This window comes from Bradyrhizobium manausense (assembly GCF_001440035.1).
Taxonomy (GTDB): domain Bacteria; phylum Pseudomonadota; class Alphaproteobacteria; order Rhizobiales; family Xanthobacteraceae; genus Bradyrhizobium; species Bradyrhizobium manausense.
In genome coordinates this window covers 393,017-411,141 of the sequence record NZ_LJYG01000112.1, presented here as the reverse complement: position 1 = coordinate 411,141, position 18,125 = coordinate 393,017, and the positions used below count along the sequence as shown (strand labels likewise).

Annotated in this window: 18 protein-coding genes and 1 pseudogene; 13 read left to right on the top strand and 6 right to left on the bottom strand. The window is 64.7% G+C overall.

From position 1 onward, the window contains the following. The 3 genes from AOQ71_RS38505 to AOQ71_RS38495 form a co-directional block, all read left to right on the top strand. Positions 1 to 294 (top strand): hypothetical protein (locus AOQ71_RS38505; protein ID WP_245317369.1); only part of this gene is annotated, 294 nt, incomplete at its 5' end. Beyond that, complete coding sequence (locus tag AOQ71_RS38500) at positions 291 to 926, top strand: TerC family protein (RefSeq protein WP_057758437.1); 636 nt, start codon at positions 291 to 293, stop codon at positions 924 to 926. The genes AOQ71_RS38505 and AOQ71_RS38500, both read left to right, overlap by 4 nt. Before the next feature lie 43 nt (positions 927 to 969). Continuing rightward, positions 970 to 1,542, top strand: coding sequence for a TIGR00645 family protein (locus AOQ71_RS38495; RefSeq protein ID WP_057758435.1), 573 nt, complete (start codon positions 970 to 972; stop codon positions 1,540 to 1,542). Between the two features lie 7 nt (positions 1,543 to 1,549). Here AOQ71_RS38495 and AOQ71_RS38490 read toward each other — a convergent pair whose 3' ends face one another. After that, the gene (locus AOQ71_RS38490) at positions 1,550 to 2,488 is read right to left on the bottom strand and encodes a LysR family transcriptional regulator (RefSeq protein WP_057758433.1); all 939 of its coding nucleotides are present in this window, start codon (positions 2,486 to 2,488) and stop codon (positions 1,550 to 1,552) included. A 159-nt stretch (positions 2,489 to 2,647) separates the two neighbouring features. Here AOQ71_RS38490 and AOQ71_RS38485 point away from each other — a divergent pair, with 159 nt between their 5' ends. Beyond that, on the top strand, positions 2,648 to 3,220 hold the full coding sequence (locus tag AOQ71_RS38485) for a hypothetical protein (protein WP_057758432.1): 573 nt from the start codon (positions 2,648 to 2,650) through the stop codon (positions 3,218 to 3,220). Positions 3,221 to 3,698: 478 nt separating this feature from the next. Here the strand turns inward: AOQ71_RS38485 and AOQ71_RS38475 are convergent, their stop codons facing one another. Next, positions 3,699 to 4,490, bottom strand: coding sequence for a COG4705 family protein (locus AOQ71_RS38475; protein WP_057758428.1), 792 nt, complete (start codon positions 4,488 to 4,490; stop codon positions 3,699 to 3,701). Between the two features lie 144 nt (positions 4,491 to 4,634). After that, the gene (locus tag AOQ71_RS38470; protein WP_057758426.1) at positions 4,635 to 5,531 is read right to left on the bottom strand and encodes an alpha/beta hydrolase family protein; all 897 of its coding nucleotides are present in this window, start codon (positions 5,529 to 5,531) and stop codon (positions 4,635 to 4,637) included. Positions 5,532 to 5,711: 180 nt separating this feature from the next. Between AOQ71_RS38470 and AOQ71_RS38465 the strand changes: the two genes are divergently transcribed. From AOQ71_RS38465 to AOQ71_RS38455, 3 genes are read left to right on the top strand one after another with little or no spacing between them, the layout of a single operon-like run. Continuing rightward, a complete protein-coding gene (locus tag AOQ71_RS38465; RefSeq protein WP_057758424.1) occupies positions 5,712 to 7,100 on the top strand; it encodes a class II 3-deoxy-7-phosphoheptulonate synthase in 1,389 nt (462 codons plus the stop codon). A 4-nt stretch (positions 7,101 to 7,104) separates the two neighbouring features. Further along, positions 7,105 to 7,458 (top strand): diacylglycerol kinase, encoded by a 354-nt coding sequence (locus AOQ71_RS38460; protein WP_057758422.1) that lies wholly within the window; start codon positions 7,105 to 7,107, stop codon positions 7,456 to 7,458. Between the two features lie 15 nt (positions 7,459 to 7,473). Beyond that, positions 7,474 to 9,231, top strand: a complete 1,758-nt coding sequence (locus AOQ71_RS38455) for an NAD+ synthase (RefSeq protein ID WP_057758420.1) — start codon at positions 7,474 to 7,476, stop codon at positions 9,229 to 9,231. 104 nt (positions 9,232 to 9,335) lie between these two features. Here AOQ71_RS38455 and AOQ71_RS38450 read toward each other — a convergent pair whose 3' ends face one another. Together AOQ71_RS38450 and AOQ71_RS38445 are read right to left on the bottom strand one after the other, a co-directional pair. Next, a complete protein-coding gene (locus tag AOQ71_RS38450) occupies positions 9,336 to 10,514 on the bottom strand; it encodes a DUF2865 domain-containing protein (RefSeq protein WP_057758417.1) in 1,179 nt (392 codons plus the stop codon). A 131-nt stretch (positions 10,515 to 10,645) separates the two neighbouring features. Further along, a complete protein-coding gene (locus AOQ71_RS38445; RefSeq protein ID WP_057758415.1) occupies positions 10,646 to 10,981 on the bottom strand; it encodes a hypothetical protein in 336 nt (111 codons plus the stop codon). A gap of 293 nt (positions 10,982 to 11,274) precedes the next feature. Here AOQ71_RS38445 and cysS point away from each other — a divergent pair, with 293 nt between their 5' ends. The 4 genes from cysS to AOQ71_RS38425 all read left to right on the top strand — a co-directional run bounded on the left by cysS (position 11,275) and on the right by AOQ71_RS38425 (position 15,246). After that, positions 11,275 to 12,672, top strand: coding sequence for a cysteine--tRNA ligase (gene cysS / locus AOQ71_RS38440; protein WP_057759064.1), 1,398 nt, complete (start codon positions 11,275 to 11,277; stop codon positions 12,670 to 12,672). 20 nt (positions 12,673 to 12,692) lie between these two features. Beyond that, positions 12,693 to 13,157, top strand: coding sequence for a GNAT family N-acetyltransferase (locus AOQ71_RS38435; protein WP_157083806.1), 465 nt, complete (start codon positions 12,693 to 12,695; stop codon positions 13,155 to 13,157). Continuing rightward, on the top strand, positions 13,154 to 14,752 hold the full coding sequence (gene cimA, locus AOQ71_RS38430) for a citramalate synthase (protein WP_057758411.1): 1,599 nt from the start codon (positions 13,154 to 13,156) through the stop codon (positions 14,750 to 14,752). Before AOQ71_RS38435 ends, cimA begins: the two co-directional genes overlap by 4 nt. Positions 14,753 to 14,868: 116 nt before the next feature. Next, positions 14,869 to 15,246, top strand: coding sequence for a VOC family protein (locus tag AOQ71_RS38425; RefSeq protein WP_057758409.1), 378 nt, complete (start codon positions 14,869 to 14,871; stop codon positions 15,244 to 15,246). Here the strand turns inward: AOQ71_RS38425 and AOQ71_RS38420 are convergent, their stop codons facing one another. Further along, complete coding sequence (locus tag AOQ71_RS38420; RefSeq protein WP_057758407.1) at positions 15,247 to 15,852, bottom strand: LOG family protein; 606 nt, start codon at positions 15,850 to 15,852, stop codon at positions 15,247 to 15,249. It lies immediately after the preceding gene. 202 nt (positions 15,853 to 16,054) lie between these two features. Here AOQ71_RS38420 and AOQ71_RS49320 point away from each other — a divergent pair. Then, positions 16,055 to 16,723 (top strand): annotated as a pseudogene (locus tag AOQ71_RS49320) (ABC transporter transmembrane domain-containing protein); the annotation flags it as partial. Between the two features lies 1 nt (position 16,724). Next, the coding region (locus AOQ71_RS38415; RefSeq protein ID WP_245317368.1) for an ABCB family ABC transporter ATP-binding protein/permease at positions 16,725 to 18,008 on the top strand (1,284 nt) is incomplete at its 5' end. Between the last annotated feature and the right edge of the window lie 117 nt (positions 18,009 to 18,125).

Genomic DNA, 18,125 nt, shown 5'->3' with positions numbered 1-18,125 from the left:
CCGCGGCTCGACGCGCTCGTCCATCGGTTGCCGCCGCGCCTTGCCGGCACCGTCGACTATCTCCTGCAACCGTCCAGCCGCTGGATCCGGATTCCCTCCGGCGCGTTGCTCGTCGTCGGTGGCGTGCTGTCCTTCCTGCCGGTGCTTGGCATCTGGATGCTGCCGCTCGGCCTCGCGCTGCTCGCCGAGGACGTGCCGGCGCTGCGCGCGTCGCGTTCAAAGGCCTTCGACTGGATCGAGCGCCGCAAGCCGCACTGGCTGGACCGGTCAGATCCGAAGAATGACGAGACATGATTGACTTCATCACGGCCGACGCGCTGACGGCGCTGCTCCAGGTCGTTCTGATCGACCTCGTGCTCGCCGGCGACAACGCCGTCGTCATCGGCCTTGCCGCCGCCGGTCTGCCGTCCGAGCAGCGTCGCCGCGCCATCATCGTCGGCATCGCCGCCGCGACCGCGCTGCGTATCGTCTTCGCCGGCGTTGCAACGCAGCTTTTGCAGGTGATCGGCCTGCTGCTGGCCGGCGGCGTGCTGCTGCTATGGGTGTGCTGGAAGATGTGGCGCGAGCTGCGCGAGCAGGCGGCGCATTCCAGCCAGCTCGCGTTCAGTCAAGGCAATACTGGCAACACGGAGGTGCGGCGCAAGACGTTCGGGCAGGCGGCGATGCAGATCGTTGCCGCCGACGTTTCGATGTCGCTCGACAACGTGCTCGCGGTCGCGGGCGCCGCGCGCGAGCATCCCTACATCCTGGCGTTCGGCCTGTTGCTGTCGGTCGCGCTGATGGGCGTTGCCGCCGATCTGCTCGGCCGCGTGCTGCAGACGCAGCGCTGGATCGCCTATGTCGGCCTCGCCATCATCGTCTACGTCGCCTTCGAGATGATCTATCGCGGCTCGCTCGAGCTCGCGCCTGTCATCGCAAGTCTCTAAATCACACCTTGGTTTTTCCTGCTTCGCCTTTCTGGAGTCATCGATGTCGTCCGAACCCAAAGCAGCTTTGGCGAACCCGCCGGTCGGCCTGTTTCCGCGGCTGATCTTTGGCTCGCGCTGGCTGCAATTGCCGCTCTATGTCGGCCTGATCGTCGCGCAGGCAGTCTATGTGCTGCTGTTCCTGAAAGAGCTCTGGCACCTGGTCGCGCACTCGTTCGACGCCAGCGAGCAGCAGATCATGCTGGTCGTGCTCGGGCTGATCGACGTCGTCATGATCTCGAACCTGCTCGTGATGGTGATCGTCGGCGGCTACGAAACGTTCGTCTCGCGCCTGAATCTGCGCGGCCATCCCGACGAGCCGGAATGGCTGAGTCACGTCAATGCCAGCGTGCTCAAGATCAAGCTCGCGATGGCGATCGTCGGCATCTCCTCGATCTCGCTGCTCAGGACCTTCATCGAGGCCGGCAATCTCGGAACCACGCGCAGCAATTTCACCGAGACCGGCGTGATGTGGCAGGTGCTGATCCATCTGACCTTTATCATCTCGGCGATCGGCATCGCCTGGGTCGACCGCCTCAGCGATGTCGGGCATCGCAAGGAGAACGGTCACGCCTGAGCGCGCGTCACGTGACGTGCGGGTAGGCCGCGCTCTCGCGCCGCTCGCGCTCGCCCAGCTCGCGCACCAGCTCCTGGAGAAATGAGTCCGTAAAGGCGGGCAGGGTGCGCTCGGCGCGGACATAGATGCCGAGATCGGACCAGACAGGGCTGCCGGCATTGTCGAGCGGCAGGAACACGAGCTGAGCGTCGCGTGACAGCCTGATAATGCCGAGCTGGGTCTGGAAGGCGACACCGACGCCGCGCGCGGCGAGCTCGCGCATCAGGTCGATCGAGTTGGCCAGGATCGCCGGCTCTGGCGTCTCGGACAGCTGCGCGATCAATGGCTGGAGCAGATGATAGATCGACAGCTCCGGCAGCGCCTGAATGACGGGGAAGGCGAGACATTGCTCCAGCGTCACGGTCTTGCGGCGCGCCAGCGGATGTTCGCGGGCGACGAGGGCACCGAGGCGAAACCGCTTCAATGCGACCTGGCGCAGGTCGGGCGGATGCCTGAGCGCGATCGCGATGCCGATATCGGCTTCGCCCCGCCTCAAAGCTTCGAGCACGTCGGATGATCCCATCACCTCGGTGGTGAAGCTGACGCGCTTGGCCCGGCTGCGATGCGAGGCAATCAGATCCGGCAGCACCGACTCCGTGAGCGACTCGATGCAGGCGATGCTGATGGTGCCGTGCCAGGCCCCGGACAGCGATGCGACGTCGGAACGGAAGCGATCGAGGTCCTGCAGCACGTTCATGACGTGGCGGGCCAGCATCTCGCCCACGGTCGTGAGCGTCAGGCCGCGCGCGGTCCGCTCGAATAAGGGTGATCCAACCTCTCGTTCAAGCTTGAGAATCTGGCGGCTGACGGCTGACGAAGCGACGTTCAAAAGGCGCGCCGCGGCCCGGATCGAGCCGGTGCGACGGACGGCGTGAAAGTATTGGATGGAAGGTGAATGAAAGCGCATGGGACCCCTGGTCCACTATAGCTGTTGCCGAAACGGCAGCAACCTGTACGAATCTCTCTGCCTTTTGAGAACGCTGATTTCACCCTAGTGTCATCCGCCGACGGGCCCTTCGGGCCCGCGCGGCGACGCGCCCGCAACGATGCGGTGGGGGGATTTGGGGTGAACGAGGCGATCACTTGCGAGCTGGAGCGCGGGCGGGATGCCGGTCTGGTCGACCGCCGCCGCGCGGCTGCTTATGTCGGCGTCACCGCCGGCCGCTTCGAGCAGCTGGTGCGCGACAACGTGGTGCCGCCGCCTGTCATGGTCGACAACAAGCGGCGCTGGCCGATCGCGTTGCTCGACGATGCCAGGGAAGCGGTCGGCAGCAGCTTGCCGTCAGCGCCGGCAGTGAAGGCGGATGTCGAGGCGCGTCCGTGCGACCGCGACGCCGTGCCTGCTGCGCGCGAGCTGCCCGATGCGGCCTGGTTCGAGCAGCGCGCGAGCTTCGTGCAGCGCGTCCGCCGCTCGCTGCTTTCGGGCAACGAGATCCGCCTGCTGCGCGAGTTCAAGCTGCTGAGGCAGAACCAGATCAGCATGTACGGCTACTACGGCAGCTTCGAAGCGCTGATGGTGCGCGGCTACATCGTCGAGGTCGACCGCAAGCCGCCGTCGAGCCGTCCACTGGTGACGTATCGCCTGACGGTGCAAGGAGAGCAGGTGATTGCGGCGCTGAAGGACGAGGCGGTTTTCTGATCGAGAGCGGCAAGCCGCAAAGATGCAGCGCTGCCGCGCCCAGCGGGGGTCCTGTAGCCTCGGAAGCAAGTCGCTGAGGCGCTCTCTGTTCGAGATCGATAAAATTGTCTGCAATCCGCTCAGGAGCGGCAAACCGTGCGGACAAGAAGCACGGCGTCTTAAACCAGAGTTTTGGAACCGGCCTGCATTCTGCCGCAAAAGGGCAGGGCATCAACATGGCAGTTCTCAAGGAGGTCGTCGTGGCAGTCGTGGGAGTCTACGCGCTCCTGTACGCATGCGACGCATTGTTCGGGATCGGCGAGGCGCGCTTCGACGATTCCTATTACAGCGCCAGCTTCTACGCGCCGCGGCCGCAGGAATTCCGCTTCGCCAGCGACACGCCGCCGGCGACCCGCGTCAGCGACGCCTTTGCGCAGTTCTCGGCGGCCGAGGCCAANAAGCCGAACAAGCGCTACTCGTCGCTGACGACGATCATTCGCTAGGCGCGCTCGGCTGCGTGATCGCCCGGATGTTGCCCCGCGCGCTGCGGGATCAGCAGCAGGCAGATCAGCATGAATGCCGCAATCACGATCGAGGCCAGCGGCCGGCTGAGCGCCAGTCCGCCTTGGTCGAGCGGCTTGTCGAGGAAGTCGCCGACGGTTGCGCCCAGCGGCCGCGTCAGGATGAAGGCAGCCCAGAACAGGGTCACGCGAGAGATACGCGTCCAGAAATAGAGTGCTGCGACAATGGCGAGCCCGGCCGCGAAGATCAGCGCGCCGCCGCGATAGCCCATGTCGCCGGTGTCGGCGATCCAGTCGCCGAGCGCGGTGCCCAGTGTCTGCGAGAGGGTGATCGCTCCCCAATAGAAGGCTTCCGTCCGCGGCGTGCTGACGCTGTTGACCGAGATCGTGCCTTCAGTGCGATACCAGAGACCCAGCACCAGCACGAGACAGGCGAGCAGCACCGTCGCGCCTCCGGTGTAGCCGATACCGAGCGAACGGTCTGCGAAGTCGGCCATCGTGGTTCCGAAGGTGGTCGAGGCCGCGATGGTTGCCCAATACAGCGCCGGATGAAATTTCTGCGCGCGGATCTGCGCTGCGACCAGGACGACCAGCGCCGCCAGGAACAGGCATGTGCCGGCGAGATAACCCCAGTTCAGCGTCATCGTCACAGTGTCGCCGCCGGTCTCGCCCAGCGTCGTGGCGGCGATCTTGATGATCCAGAAGCCGAGCGTGACCTCGGGGACCTTGCTTTCGCTGATGAGGCCGCCGCTCCTGGAGTGATGTTCCATGATGTCCTCGTCGCCTCGGGTGTGGTCGCAACGAGATCAGTCGCGTTGCCGCCCTCTTGGCATTCGCAAACGACGATGGCGGAAATCAGTTTCAATTTGGCCGACAACGAAGACGTGATGGGCAGCAATCCGTCTGCCTGACCATCACTCCCCCTGGATCCATTCCGCGACGCCGCGCCACAGCGTGTCGCGGTGTTCGGGGCGGAAGAAGCCGAAATGGCCGATCGCCTTGGCACCGACGTCGGACGGCTTCACCGTCAGCACTTCCGGCTTGATCGCAGTGAAGCCTGACGTGAGCAGCTCGACCGCCGGCCGCGTCGCCCAGGGATCGTCGGAGAAGCAGAGCGCGCGCAGCTCGCCTTTGAACCTGGCAAAGTTCTCCAGCGCCGGCAGTTTCGAATCGAACAGATAGCGCGGGCTCGAGACCCACTCGGCCCATTGCAGGAACACCCCCTTGGGCAAATCCTCGCCGATGCCGACCCAGCCTGGCGCGTAGCCGAAGGCGTGGACCAGCGGTACGCCGATGAAATTCATGAAGGCGAAGACGCGGTATTTTTCCGGCGACGTCATCAGCCGCCAGGTCGCGGCCTGCGAGGCCACGAACGCCGCGCGCGAAATCTCGCTGTTGTTCTCGATCAGCCCGAGCGCCTGACCTCCGAAGGAGTGGCCGACGTAAGCGAGCGGAAGGCCATGATAGCGTTCGCGCATCCAGCGCACCGCGGCGGTGACGTCCTGCGCGGCCCAGTCCGACATCGAGACCTTGAAGCCGACCAGCGATTTCGGCTTGATGTAGCCGACCAGCGCCGGCAGGCGGGAATCGCCTATGCCGCGATAGTCGTAAGTGAGCACCGCGCAGCCGCGATGGGCGAGATAGGAGGCAAAGCCCTTGTAGATCTTGCGCGGGACGGCGGTCGCCGAATTGATCAGGACGGCATTGCGCTTGGCGCCGCGCGGCAGAAACAGCGTGCCTGTCAGCGCATATCCGTCGGTCGCCGGGAAGCTGATCTCGTCGATGAAAACGTCGTCCAGTGGCGCGTCCATGGGGAAGCTGTCTTGCCGGTTTCTGCTGCCGCCCCCTAGCAAATGCGAATTCGGCTTTGCTCGCAAGGGTTTGCATTGCGAAATGGATTTACAACTGGCGGTGTCGTGCCAGCCTGTGTATAAGGCGGCCCTCGCAACCCACAGATCAGGTTGCACTTTTTGCTTCACGGAGAGATTGCGATGTCCGAGCGGTGGACGCCCGAGTCCTGGCGCAGCAAGCCGGTGCTACAGGTGCCCGACTATCCCGACGCCAAGGCCCTGGCCGACGTCGAGGCGCAGCTTGCGACGTTTCCGCCGCTGGTGTTCGCCGGCGAGGCGCGCAATCTGAAGAAGGCGCTGGGGCGGGTTGCCGCCGGCGAGGCCTTCCTGCTGCAGGGCGGCGATTGCGCCGAGAGCTTTGCCGAGCACGGCGCCAACAACATCCGCGATTTCTTCCGCGTGCTGCTGCAGATGGCGGTGGTGCTGACCTATGCCGGCGCGGTGCCGGTGGTGAAGGTCGGCCGCATCGCCGGCCAGTTTGCAAAACCGCGGTCGTCGCCGACCGAAAAGGTGGGTGGTGTCGAGCTGCCGAGCTATCGCGGCGACATCGTCAACGACATCGCCTTCACCAAGGAAGCGCGCATTCCCGATCCGCAGCGCCAGCTGATGGCCTATCGCCAGTCGGCCGCAACGCTGAACCTGCTGCGCGCGTTCGCGACCGGCGGCTACGCCAATCTCGGCAGCGTGCATGAATGGATGCTCGGCTTCCTCAAGGATTCACCGCAGTCCCGCCGTTACAAGGAGCTGGCCGACCGCATCTCGGAGGCGCTCAACTTCATGCGCGCCTGCGGCCTCGATCTCGAAAGCCATCCGGAGCTGCGTGCCACCGATTTCTACACCAGCCATGAGGCGCTGCTGCTCGGCTATGAGCAGGCCATGACCCGGGTCGATTCCACCACCGGCGACTGGTATGCGACCTCGGGTCACATGATCTGGATCGGCGACCGCACCCGTCAGCTCGATCATGGTCATGTCGAATATTTCCGTGGCATCAGGAACCCGATTGGCCTGAAGTGCGGCCCTTCGCTCAAGCCCGACGAGCTGTTGAAGCTGATCGACGTGCTCAACCCCGACAACGAGCCCGGCCGGCTGACCCTGATCAACCGCTTCGGCTCCGACAAGGTCGCCGATCATCTGCCGGGCCTGATCCGCGCGGTGAAGCGCGAGGGCAAGGTGGTGGTCTGGTCGTGCGATCCGATGCACGGCAACACCATCACCTCCACGACGGGCTACAAGACGCGGCCGTTCGACCGTGTGCTGTCCGAGGTGAAGTCGTTCTTCACGATCCACGCCGCGGAAGGCACCTATGCCGGCGGCGTGCATCTGGAGATGACCGGCCAGGACGTCACCGAGTGCATCGGCGGCGCCCGCGCCATCACCGACGAGGATCTCAACGACCGCTATCACACGGTCTGCGATCCCCGTCTCAATGCGGAGCAATCCATCGACATGGCCTTCCTCGTCGCCGAACTGCTGAAGCAGGATCGCGCCGGCAAGGTTCGGCCGATGCCGGCCGCAGCGGGGCTCTAGGATCTTGCTGCGACTCTGGAAGGCCACGATCAATTCCCGCAACGGAATGGCCTTTGCGTTCCGTTCGGAACAGGCCATCCGCGAGGAGGTCTTTGCGCTGATCCTGTCGCTGCCGGTGGCGTGGTTCGTCGCCGCCACTGCGATGCGGGCGGTCGAGCTGGTATGTGCGGTTGCGTTCGTGCTGGTCGTAGAGCTGCTCAACACCGCGATCGAGAAGCTCGCCGATCGTCTGACCATGGACCACGACAAGCAGATCGGCCGGGTCAAGGACATGGGCTCGGCCGCCGTGGGCGTCGCGCTGCTGATGGCCGGCGCATTCTGGATCATCGCCATCATCGAGCGATTGGGGTTCCTCTAGCTGGACGAGACGACCATGACCGAACGTCTCAGCGCATTCGCGGTCACGCTCGCCCAACTCAATCCGACCGTGGGCGACATCGAGGGCAATGCCGCGAAGGTTCGCATCGCACGAGCGCGCGCCATCGCCGACGGCGCCGACCTCGTGCTGTTTCCGGAATTGTTCATCGCCGGCTATCCGCCGGAGGATCTGGTGCAGAAGCCGGCCTTCCAGGCCGCCTGCCGCGCGGCCATCGAGGCGCTCGCGCGCGAAACCGTTGACGGCGGCCCGGCATTGCTGGTCGGCACGCCCTGGGTCGAGGACGGCAAGCTCTACAATGCCTGCGCGCTGCTCGATGGCGGGCGCATCGCGGGCCTTCGCTTCAAGTGCAATCTGCCGAATTACGGCGTGTTCGACGAGAAGCGGTTGTTTTCGCGCGGACCTGCCTCGGGCCCTGTCACCGTGCGCGGCGTGCGGATCGGCGTGCCGATCTGCGAGGATATCTGGCTGGAAGAGTCCGAGGATTACGAGAACGTGGTCGAGACGCTGGCCGAGACCGGCGCCGAGATCATTCTGGTGCCGAACGGCTCACCCTATGCCCGCGACAAGAACGATGTGCGCCTGTCGGTGGCCGTCGCGCGGGTCACCGAGAGCGGCCTGCCGCTGGTCTATCTCAATCAGGTCTGCGGCCAGGACGAGCTCGTGTTCGACGGAGCCTCGTTCGCGCTCAATGGCGATCTCTCGCTCGCCGCGCAATTGCCGGCGTTCGCCGAGAGCATCACGACGTTGCGCTTCACCAGGAATGGAGGCGATTGGCGCTGCACCGGTCCGATCGCCGAGCAGCCGGAAGGCGACCGCGCCGATTACGCTGCCTGCGTGCTGGGCCTGCGCGACTATGTGACCAAGAACGGCTTTCCCGGCGTGCTGCTCGGCATCTCCGGCGGCATCGATTCCGCGCTGTGTGCGGCGATCGCGGTCGATGCGCTCGGTGCCGATCAGGTGCACGGCGTGATGCTGCCTTATCGCTACACGGCAGCACACTCGATTGCCGATGCCGGCGAGCTCGCCGGCCATCTCGGTATCCGTTACGAAGTGCTGCCGATTGCGGAAGCCGTGAACGGCTTCGAGACCATCCTGTCTGGCCTGTTCAAGAACCTGCCGCCTGACATCACCGAAGAGAATCTCCAAGCCCGCACCCGCGGCACGCTGCTGATGGCGATCTCCAACAAGACCGGGTTGATGGTGGTGACGACAGGCAACAAGTCCGAGATGTCGGTCGGCTATGCCACGCTCTATGGCGACATGAACGGCGGCTTCAATCCGATCAAGGACATTTACAAGACGCAGGTGTTCCGGTTGGCGGCGCTGCGAAACAGCTGGAAGCCCGACGACGCGCTGGGGCCCGCGGGCGAGGTGATCCCGCCCGACATCATCGCGCGGCCGCCGACGGCCGAATTGCGCGAGAACCAGACCGATCAGGATTCACTGCCGCCTTACGACGTGCTCGATGCGATCCTCGAACGTCTGGTCGAACATGAGGAGCCGCTCGAGGCGATCATCGCAGCCGGCTTCGACCGCGAGACGGTGACCCGGATCGACCATCTCCTCAACGTCGCCGAATACAAGCGCCGCCAGGCCGCGCCGGGCGTGAAGGTGACGCGGAAAAACTTCGGCCGTGACCGCCGCTATCCCATCACCAACCGCTTCCGCGATCGGGGCGAAAAGCTGCCCGCACCCGACGAGACGCTGATCTCGCGCGGCGGTCAGGCGTCGATCGACGCGTTCGAGGGCTGAGTTGATAGAGTAGGTGGGCAAAGCGAAGCGTGCCCACCTGATCTAACGGTGGGCACAGCGCTACGCGCTTTTGCCCACCCTACTGTCGCCGTCGTGTGAGCTGACTACTTCTGCTGCGGCAAGAACTGCGGGCCGACCGAGCGGATCGGCTTGTTCTCCGACGTGGTCGTGGGGCTCGCATCCGCAGGCGGGGTCGCGACCGGTGCGGCGGCGGTGGCCGGCGCTGCGCCCTTCTTTGCATTCGCCGGCGCACCCTTGGTGAGCTGCCGTTGCTGCATCTTCTTGGCGCTCTCCTCGGTGACGATGATGTCGCCCTGCTGCTCCACGGCGGCCTTGTCGTCGGCCGATTTCAGCGCGTCGGCCCAGCTCTGGCCGGCCGCCTTGCAGGAGCAGGACGGGTTGAACTCGCTGCGGAATTTGAAGGCGGTCGGCAGCGCCGTGTAGGGCTGGCCGCTGATCGAGACCGCGGAGCTCATGTCCTCACCGGGATTGCGGTGGGCGTAGAGGGTGGCTTCGGCCGCTGGACAAAGCGCCTTGCAGGTCTTCTCGTCGTCGGGGAAGCGCGCCGGCACGGTCGCATACGAGATCGGGAAATAGGCGCCGTCGCAGGTGCGCACGCAGACGGTGCGATAGGTGCCGGACTGCGGGCCGCCGAAATCGGCTGGCGGCGCGCCCGGCGGATTGTTGGGGTTGTTGCCGCCGCCGAACAGATTGCTCAGGAAGTTGCCGCCCTGCGACTGCACGGCATTGGCGTATTGCGGGCCGCAATTGTTCTGCGCCAGCGCCATCAGCACCGAGCGGCGCTGGCTGTCGCGTTCGGGGCTGCCGCCGGGACCGCCACCGCGCAGGCGCTCGAGATTGCCGGTGATCTGGTCCAGATTGGCGCGCATCTGCTGGATCTGGGTGTTGACCGGACCGCATTGCGCCTGCTGGCCGCCGAACAGCGAGAAGAAGCCGGAGGAATCGCAGCCCATGCGCTTCGCCTGCATGGTGACGCGGTCGAGCTCGGCCTGCTGCTTGGCCTGGGAATCCTGATAGCGACGGATCTGGTCCTCGCGTGCGGGATCGCCGCCCGTCCCGCGGTCGAGCGCGGCGAGCTGACCTTCAAGGCGCACGCACATCGGGTTCGGGCCGAGGCCGCCCTGGGCAGGTGGAGGCGGCGGCGCGCCCGGCGGGCCAGCCTGTGCGAAGGCATCAGTCGCGAGCACGAGGCTGAGAAGCACTGTGCTGGCAATGAGGAAGCGGGGACGGGACAGAGACAAAAATTCAGGCATATCCGCCATTCTAGCGAGGTCACGGCCCTCAGTGATCTGGGGGGCCGACGCGCGCCCTCCAATAGCCGCTTCCGGCGGCATCGTCACGTCGTTTCAGGGGCCGAAGACAGGTCCTAAGGTCCGCCAGCTCCGAGCGAAATTCAGCGCTGGCAGGTGATTGCGACATATTCGTCGCAATGGCCATGGGAGCAGTTTGCGCCGGATTTGGGGACAGACCCGGTAATTTCGTCGGGATCGACTCGGCGGTAGCTGGATGCCTGTGCAAAGTCTCGTGACTGGCAGTAGCTGCGGGCGACCTGCGCGCCGCATTTTTCGCCCTTGGCCAGACACTGGTCGACGCCATAGCCGTCGGCCTGGTTGGAAATGATGAAGATGCGGGTCTCGGCGCAGGCGCTGGAGGCGCCAAGGATCGAGGCGCCGAGCATCGAGCCGCCAAGCATCGAGGCGCAGGAAATGAGCGCGAGCAAGGATCGCATGAAAACACCTTGGGGCAAAAATAGGAACCGCCGGTTCCAGAATGGGCTCAAATGGTTAAGGATGATGAACCATCTCGGCAGGGCGACGGGCTTTGCGGAAATAAAGCGGCATTTCCGTGGCTCTCTTGACGAAAGCCGGCCTCATGGCCCATATGTCGCCGCATGAACGGTCTCCTCGCCATCTGCATTATTTGCCGCGAGATTACGAGCTAGCGATTCGCTGGCTGGAGCCGTCTTTTCTCAAAACACATTGAGAGCACTGGACGCCCGGCCAACAGCCGATGGGTGTCCATATGGAATTGCGTCTTCACGATACGCTGACCAGAGAAAAGCGGCCCTTTGTGCCGCTCGATCCGAACAACGTCCGCATGTATGTCTGCGGACCGACCGTCTATGACTACGCCCATATCGGCAATGCGCGGCCGGTGATCGTGTTCGACGTGCTGTTTCGGCTGCTCCGCCATCTCTATGGCGAGGCCCACGTCAAATATGTCCGCAACATCACCGACGTCGACGACAAGATCAACGACCGCGCCGCGCGGGATTTTCCCGGCCTGCCGCTGAACGAGGCGATCCGCAAGGTCACCGAGCAGACCGGCAAGCAATTCCATGCCGACGTCGATGCACTCGGCGCGCTCCGGCCGAGCGTCGAGCCGCGCGCGACCGAGCATATCGGCGAGATGCGCGAGATCATCGAACGGTTGGTCAAGGGCGGTTTCGCCTATGTCGCCGAGGATCACGTGCTGTTCTCGCCGCAGGCGATGAACGCGGTCAATGACGGACTGCCGCGCTATGGCGCGCTGTCGAAGCGTTCGCTGGACGAGATGATCGCCGGTGCCCGCGTCGACGTCGCACCCTACAAGAAGGATTCGACCGACTTCGTGCTGTGGAAGCCGTCCAAGCCCGGCGAGCCGTCCTGGCCGTCGCCATCAGGCATCAAGGCCGAGGGCCGTCCGGGCTGGCACATCGAGTGCTCGGCCATGGCCTGGAAGCATCTCGGCGAGCAGTTCGACATCCATGGCGGCGGCATCGATCTCGTGTTTCCGCATCACGAGAACGAGATCGCCCAGACCTGCTGCGCCTTCCACCAGCAGCGCATGGCGAACACCTGGATGCACAACGGCTTCCTGCAGGTCGAGAGTGAGAAGATGTCGAAGAGCCTCGGCAACTTCGTCACCATCCACGAGCTGCTCAAGGACTGGCCGGGTGAAGTGTTGCGCCTCAACATGCTGAAGACGCACTATACCTCGCCGATCGACTGGACCATGAAGTCGCTGGAGGAGAGCGCCAAGACGCTCAACGATTGGTATCGCTTTGCGGCTGACGTTGCGCCGTCCAAGCCCGCGGCGTCTGTGGTCGACGCGCTGCTCGACGATCTCAACACGCCGCAGTCAATCGCGGCGCTGCATGGTCTGCGCAATGCGGCCGATGCGGCCGGCCTTTCGGCCTCGCTGCGTCTGCTCGGCTTCCTGTCCGAGAGCCTGGCGCAATGGGAAGGCCGCAAGCGCGAGGCGAGCGGCGTCGATGCCGGCGAGATCGACCGCCTGATTGCGGAGCGCACGGCTGCGCGCGCGCGAAAGGATTTCAGGGAATCCGATCGCATCCGCGACGAGCTCGCCGCCAAGGGCGTGGTGCTCAAGGACGGCAAGGATGCCGACGGCAAGCCGGTGACGACCTGGGAGCTGGCGTGATGGCACAAGCGCATNNNNGCTTGCGGCCGTTCCTGCCGGCCGATGTTCCGATGCTGGCCGCGATCTTCGCTGCCAGCATCGAGGAATTGACCGGTGACGACTACAGCGAGGCGCAGCAGCAGGCCTGGATGGAGATGGCGGAGGACGAGGAGTTCGGCAAGCACCTCGCGTCCGACCTGACGTTGGTGGCGACGCTCGACGGCTCGCCCGTCGGCTTTGCCTCGCTGCGCGGCGCCGACCATATCCGCATGCTCTATGTGCACCCGGCCGTGGCGGGGCAGGGTATCGCAACCCTGCTCGTCGACGCGCTGGAGAAGCTCGCCGGCGGCCGCGGCGCTACCAACCTCACGGTCGATGCCAGCGACACCGCCCAGAACTTCTTCGCCAAGCGCGGCTACACGGCCCAGCAGCGCAACAGCGTCACCGTCAACGATGAGTGGCTCGCCAACACCACCATGAAAAAGACGCTCGGAGCGACGCAATGAGTAAGGAGCGCCTCTATCTGTTCGACACCACGCTGCGCGACGGCGCGCAGACCAACGGCGTCGATTTCACCCTGGCCGACAAGCAGGTCATCGCTGACATGCTCGACGATCTCGGCATCGACTATGTCGAGGGCGGCTATCCCGGCGCCAATCCGCTCGACACCGAGTTCTTTGCGTCCAGGCCGAAACTCAACCATGCGCGCTTTACTGCGTTCGGCATGACACGGCGGGCAGGGCGCTCGGTCTCCAACGATCCTGGTGTCGCCGGGCTGCTGGAGGCGAAGGCCGACGCGATCTGTTTCGTGGCAAAGTCCTCGGCCTACCAGGTGCGCGTCGCGCTGGAGACGACGAAGGAGGATAACCTCGCCTCGATTCGCGACAGCGTCGCGGCGGCGAAGGCCGCGGGCCGCGAGGTCATGCTCGACTGCGAGCATTTCTTCGACGGTTACAAGGAAGATGCCAGCTTTGCGCTCGCCTGCGCCAAGGCGGCCTTCGATGCCGGCGCGCGCTGGGTGGTCCTGTGCGACACCAATGGTGGCACCATGCCGCACGAGGTCGAGACCATCGTCACTGAAGTGACAAAACACATTCCCGGCGACCATGTCGGCATCCACGCCCATAACGACACCGAGCAGGCGGTGGCGAATTCGCTGGCCGCGGTGCGCGCCGGCGCGCGGCAGATCCAGGGCACGCTGAACGGCCTCGGCGAGCGCTGCGGCAATGCCAATCTCTGCTCACTGATCCCGACGCTGAAATTGAAGAAGGAATTTTCGGACGCCTTCGAGATCTCGGTGACGCCGCAAAAGCTGGCGACGCTCGTCAAGGTCTCGCGCACGCTCGACGACATGCTCAACCGCGTGCCAAACCGCCATGCGGCCTATGTCGGCGAGAGCGCCTTCGTCACCAAGACAGGCATCCACGCCTCCGCCGTGATGAAGGATCCGCAGACCTACGAGCATGTGCTGCCCGAACTGGTCGGCAATCACCGCAAGGTGCTGGTGTCGGACCAGGCCGGCCGCTCCAACGTCATCGCCGAGCTCGATCGTGCGGGCATTCCTTACGAGAAGAGCGATCCGAAGCTGACGCGACTGGTCGAGGAGTTGAAGGAGCGCGAGGCGCAGGGCTACGCCTATGAATCCGCCAATGCCTCGTTCGACCTGCTGGCGCGCCGGACGCTCGGCAAGGTGCCGCATTATTTCGAGGTCGAACAGTTCGACGTCAATGTCGAGCAGCGCTACAACGCGCTCGGCGAGCGCGTCACCGTGGCGCTCGCCGTGGTCAAGGTCGACGTCGCCGGCGAACGCCTGATCTCCGCCGCCGAAGGCAACGGTCCCGTCAACGCGCTCGACGTCGCGCTGCGCAAGGATCTCGGCAAATACCAGAAATACATCGAGGGCCTGACGCTGATCGATTACCGCGTCCGTATCCTCAATGGCGGCACCGGCGCGGTGACGCGCGTCTTGATCGAGAGCGAGGACGAGAACGGCGACCGCTGGACCACGGTCGGCGTGTCCCCGAACATCATCGACGCCTCGTTCCAGGCGCTGATGGATTCGGTGATCTACAAGCTCGTGAAGTCGGGCGCGCCGGCGTAGGATGGTGCAACCGTCATTCCGGGGCGCCTCGAAGAGGCGAACCCGGAATCTCGAGATTCCGGGTTCGATGCGTTGCATCGCCCCGGAATGACGTGGGGAGACAGGGGAGCGCGCCAATGATCGACCACATCTCCGTCGGCGTCAGCGATCTCGATCGGGCTGCAAGGTTTTACGAGGCCACGCTCGCCACGCTCGGGCTCACGCGCCTGGTCACCCGGCCGCGCACGGTCGGCTTCGGCAAGGCCTATCCTGAATTCTGGATCAATCTGCGCGAGGCCATGCCGCCAGTCCCCCCGGAGAGCGGTGTGCATATCTGTCTGCGGGCGAAGACGACAGGTGAGGTCGATGCATTCCACGCTGCTGCGGTTGCGAGCGGCGGCGCCTCCGACGGCGCGCCGGGCCTCCGTCCGCATGACCGCGTGCGCTATTACGCGGCCTTCGTCGTCGACCCCGACGGCAACCGGATCGAGGCGGTGACGTTTCCGCAGGACTGATTACAGCTTGCGCGCGACTTCCGGCGCCATCTGCTTTTCCGTCTCGGCGATCTGCGCCGCAGCCGCCTTCAGCTTCGGCAGGATGTCCTCGACGCGATCGGCCTTGAGAATGTCGACCGAGAGGCCGGCGCGGATGAACTCGGTCTGGCGCATGTGCGACAGCAGCGAGAACAGCGGCTCCCAGAAATTGTCGATGTTGGCGAGCAGCACCGGCTTGGCGTGCCGGCCGAGCTGCTTCCAGGTCAATTGCTCGACCAGCTCCTCCAGCGTGCCGACGCCGCCCGGCAGCGCCACGAAGGCGTCGGAGCGCTCGAACATCAGCCGCTTGCGCTCGTGCATGTCGGGCGTCACGATCATTTCCTGCACGCGCGTCAGCGCATTCTCGCGCTTGCGCAGGAATTCGGGAATGATGCCGGTGACGGTGCCGCCGTGGTCCAGCACTGATGTCGCGACCGAGCCCATCAGGCCCAGCGAGCCGCCGCCATAGACCAGGCGGATATTGTTCTCGGCCAGCGCCTTGCCGAACGCTTTAGCGCCTGCTGTGAAGTGGGGATTGGTTCCGGGGCCGGAGCCGCAATAGACACAAACGGTTTTGATGGTGCTCATTGCTGTCATGATGCATTGCAGCGAAGTGGCGTCAAGCCCTTCAGGTGATTCGGACTACCCGGAAATCTACCGGTAAACGGCGATGAACAATCGAAGATTCGCCATCTGGCGGGGTGCTTTGGCATCGGGAAGTCTCTATATGGGGGGCACAAATCGTTAATCGCAGCGCCGCCCGCCTTTGGTGGGCTCTCAGGCTTTCTTGATGGACCAACCTCAATCGCTAGACGGCACCGACGTTCCTGCTTCCGCTGCCGGACCGCTGGAGCGGGCCACGCTGATGGGCACGCTTGCGCATCTGTGGCCCTATATCTGGCCGAGCGACCGCTTCGACCTGAAAATGCGCGTGGTCTGGTCGATGGTGCTGCTGCTCGCGGCCAAGTTGATCACGCTGACGGTGCCGTTCAGCTTCAAATGGGCAACCGATGCGCTCACCGGGGCCGACACGGCGCCGGTGCAGGCCGGCAACTGGCACCTCTGGGTGGTCGCATCGCCGCTGCTGCTGACGGCGAGCTACGGAATCATGCGCATCGTGATGGCGGTGCTGACGCAATGGCGCGACGGCATCTTTGCGCGTGTCGCCATGCATGCGGTGCGCAAGCTCGCGAACATCACGTTCATCCATATGCACGAGCTCTCGCTGCGTTTTCACCTCGAGCGCAAGACCGGCGGCCTGACGCGCGTGCTCGAGCGCGGCCGCGCGGGCATCGAGGTCATCGTGCGCATGGTGATCCTTCAGCTGATCCCGACCATTGTCGAGGTCTCGCTGCTTATGGCGGTGCTGCTGTGGCAGTTCGACTGGCGCTACGTGGTCGCGACGCTGATCACGGTGGCGGTCTACATGTACTACACCTACGTCGCGACCGAGTGGCGGNGGCATCCGCCGCAAGATGAACGATTCCGACACCGACGCGAACACCAAGGCGATCGACTCGCTGCTCAATTACGAGACCGTCAAATATTTCAGCGCCGAGGCGCGCGAGGCGCAACGCTACGACCGCTCGGTCGCGCGCTACGAGGAGTCGAGCGTCCACGCCTACACGTCACTCGCCGTGCTCAACACGGGGCAGGCCGTGATCTTCACGCTGGGGCTGACCGCGACGATGCTGATGTGCGCGATCGGCGTGCGCAACGGCACCAACACGGTCGGCGATTTCGTGCTGGTCAACGCCATGATGATCCAGCTGTACCAACCCCTGAATTTCATGGGCATGGTCTATCGCGAGATCAAGCAGGCGATCATCGACATCGAGAAGATGTTCAACGTGATCCACCGCGAGGCCGAGATCAAGGACGCGCCCGGTGCGCGGCCGCTGGTCGTTTCCGCCGGCACCGTGCGCTTCGAGGACGTGCGCTTTGCCTATGAGCCGAAGCGGCCGATCCTCAAAGGCATCAGCTTCGAGGTGCCGGCCGGCAAGACGGTGGCGATCGTCGGCCCGTCAGGCGCCGGCAAGTCGACCATCTCGCGCCTTCTCTTCCGCCTCTACGACGTCTCCGGCGGCAAGATCCTGATCGATGGCCAGGATATCCGGCAGGTCACGCAAGCGAGCTTGCGCGCCTCGATTGGCATGGTGCCGCAGGACACGGTGCTGTTCAACGACACGATCCGCTACAACATCCGTTATGGCCGCTGGGATGCTGATGATGCCGAGGTCGAGGAAGCCGCAAGTCTTGCGCAGATCGACCATTTCATCCGCATGGCGCCGATGGGCTACGAGACCCAGGTCGGAGAACGCGGCCTGAAATTGTCGGGCGGCGAGAAGCAGCGCGTCGCGATCGCGCGCACCGTCTTGAAGGCGCCGCCGATCCTGGTGCTTGATGAGGCGACGTCGGCGCTCGACACCCACACCGAGCATGAGATCCAGGGCGCGCTCGACCGCGTCGCGAAGAACCGCACCTCGCTGGTGATCGCACACCGCCTCTCGACCATCGTCGGCGCCGACGAGATCATCGTGCTGGACCAGGGGCGCATCGCCGAGCGCGGCACCCATGCCAGCCTGCTCGCACAGGACGGTCTCTACGCCAGCATGTGGAACAGGCAGCGCGAGGCCGAGGCCGCGCGCGAGAAACTGGCTCGCATGGCCGACAGCAGCGAGGCGCCCAACCGCGAGCCGCCGCCGGTCGAGGACGCCCTCGCGGCGCAGGCGGCCGCGGAGTGAGCTTGTCTCCGGTCCCAACTCTGGCCTAAACAGGCCGGCGCGACGACCCGTGCCACCAACCCCTCCAGCGGCAGATAGCGATGTCCATTCTCGATTCGATCCAGCGTCAGATCCCGC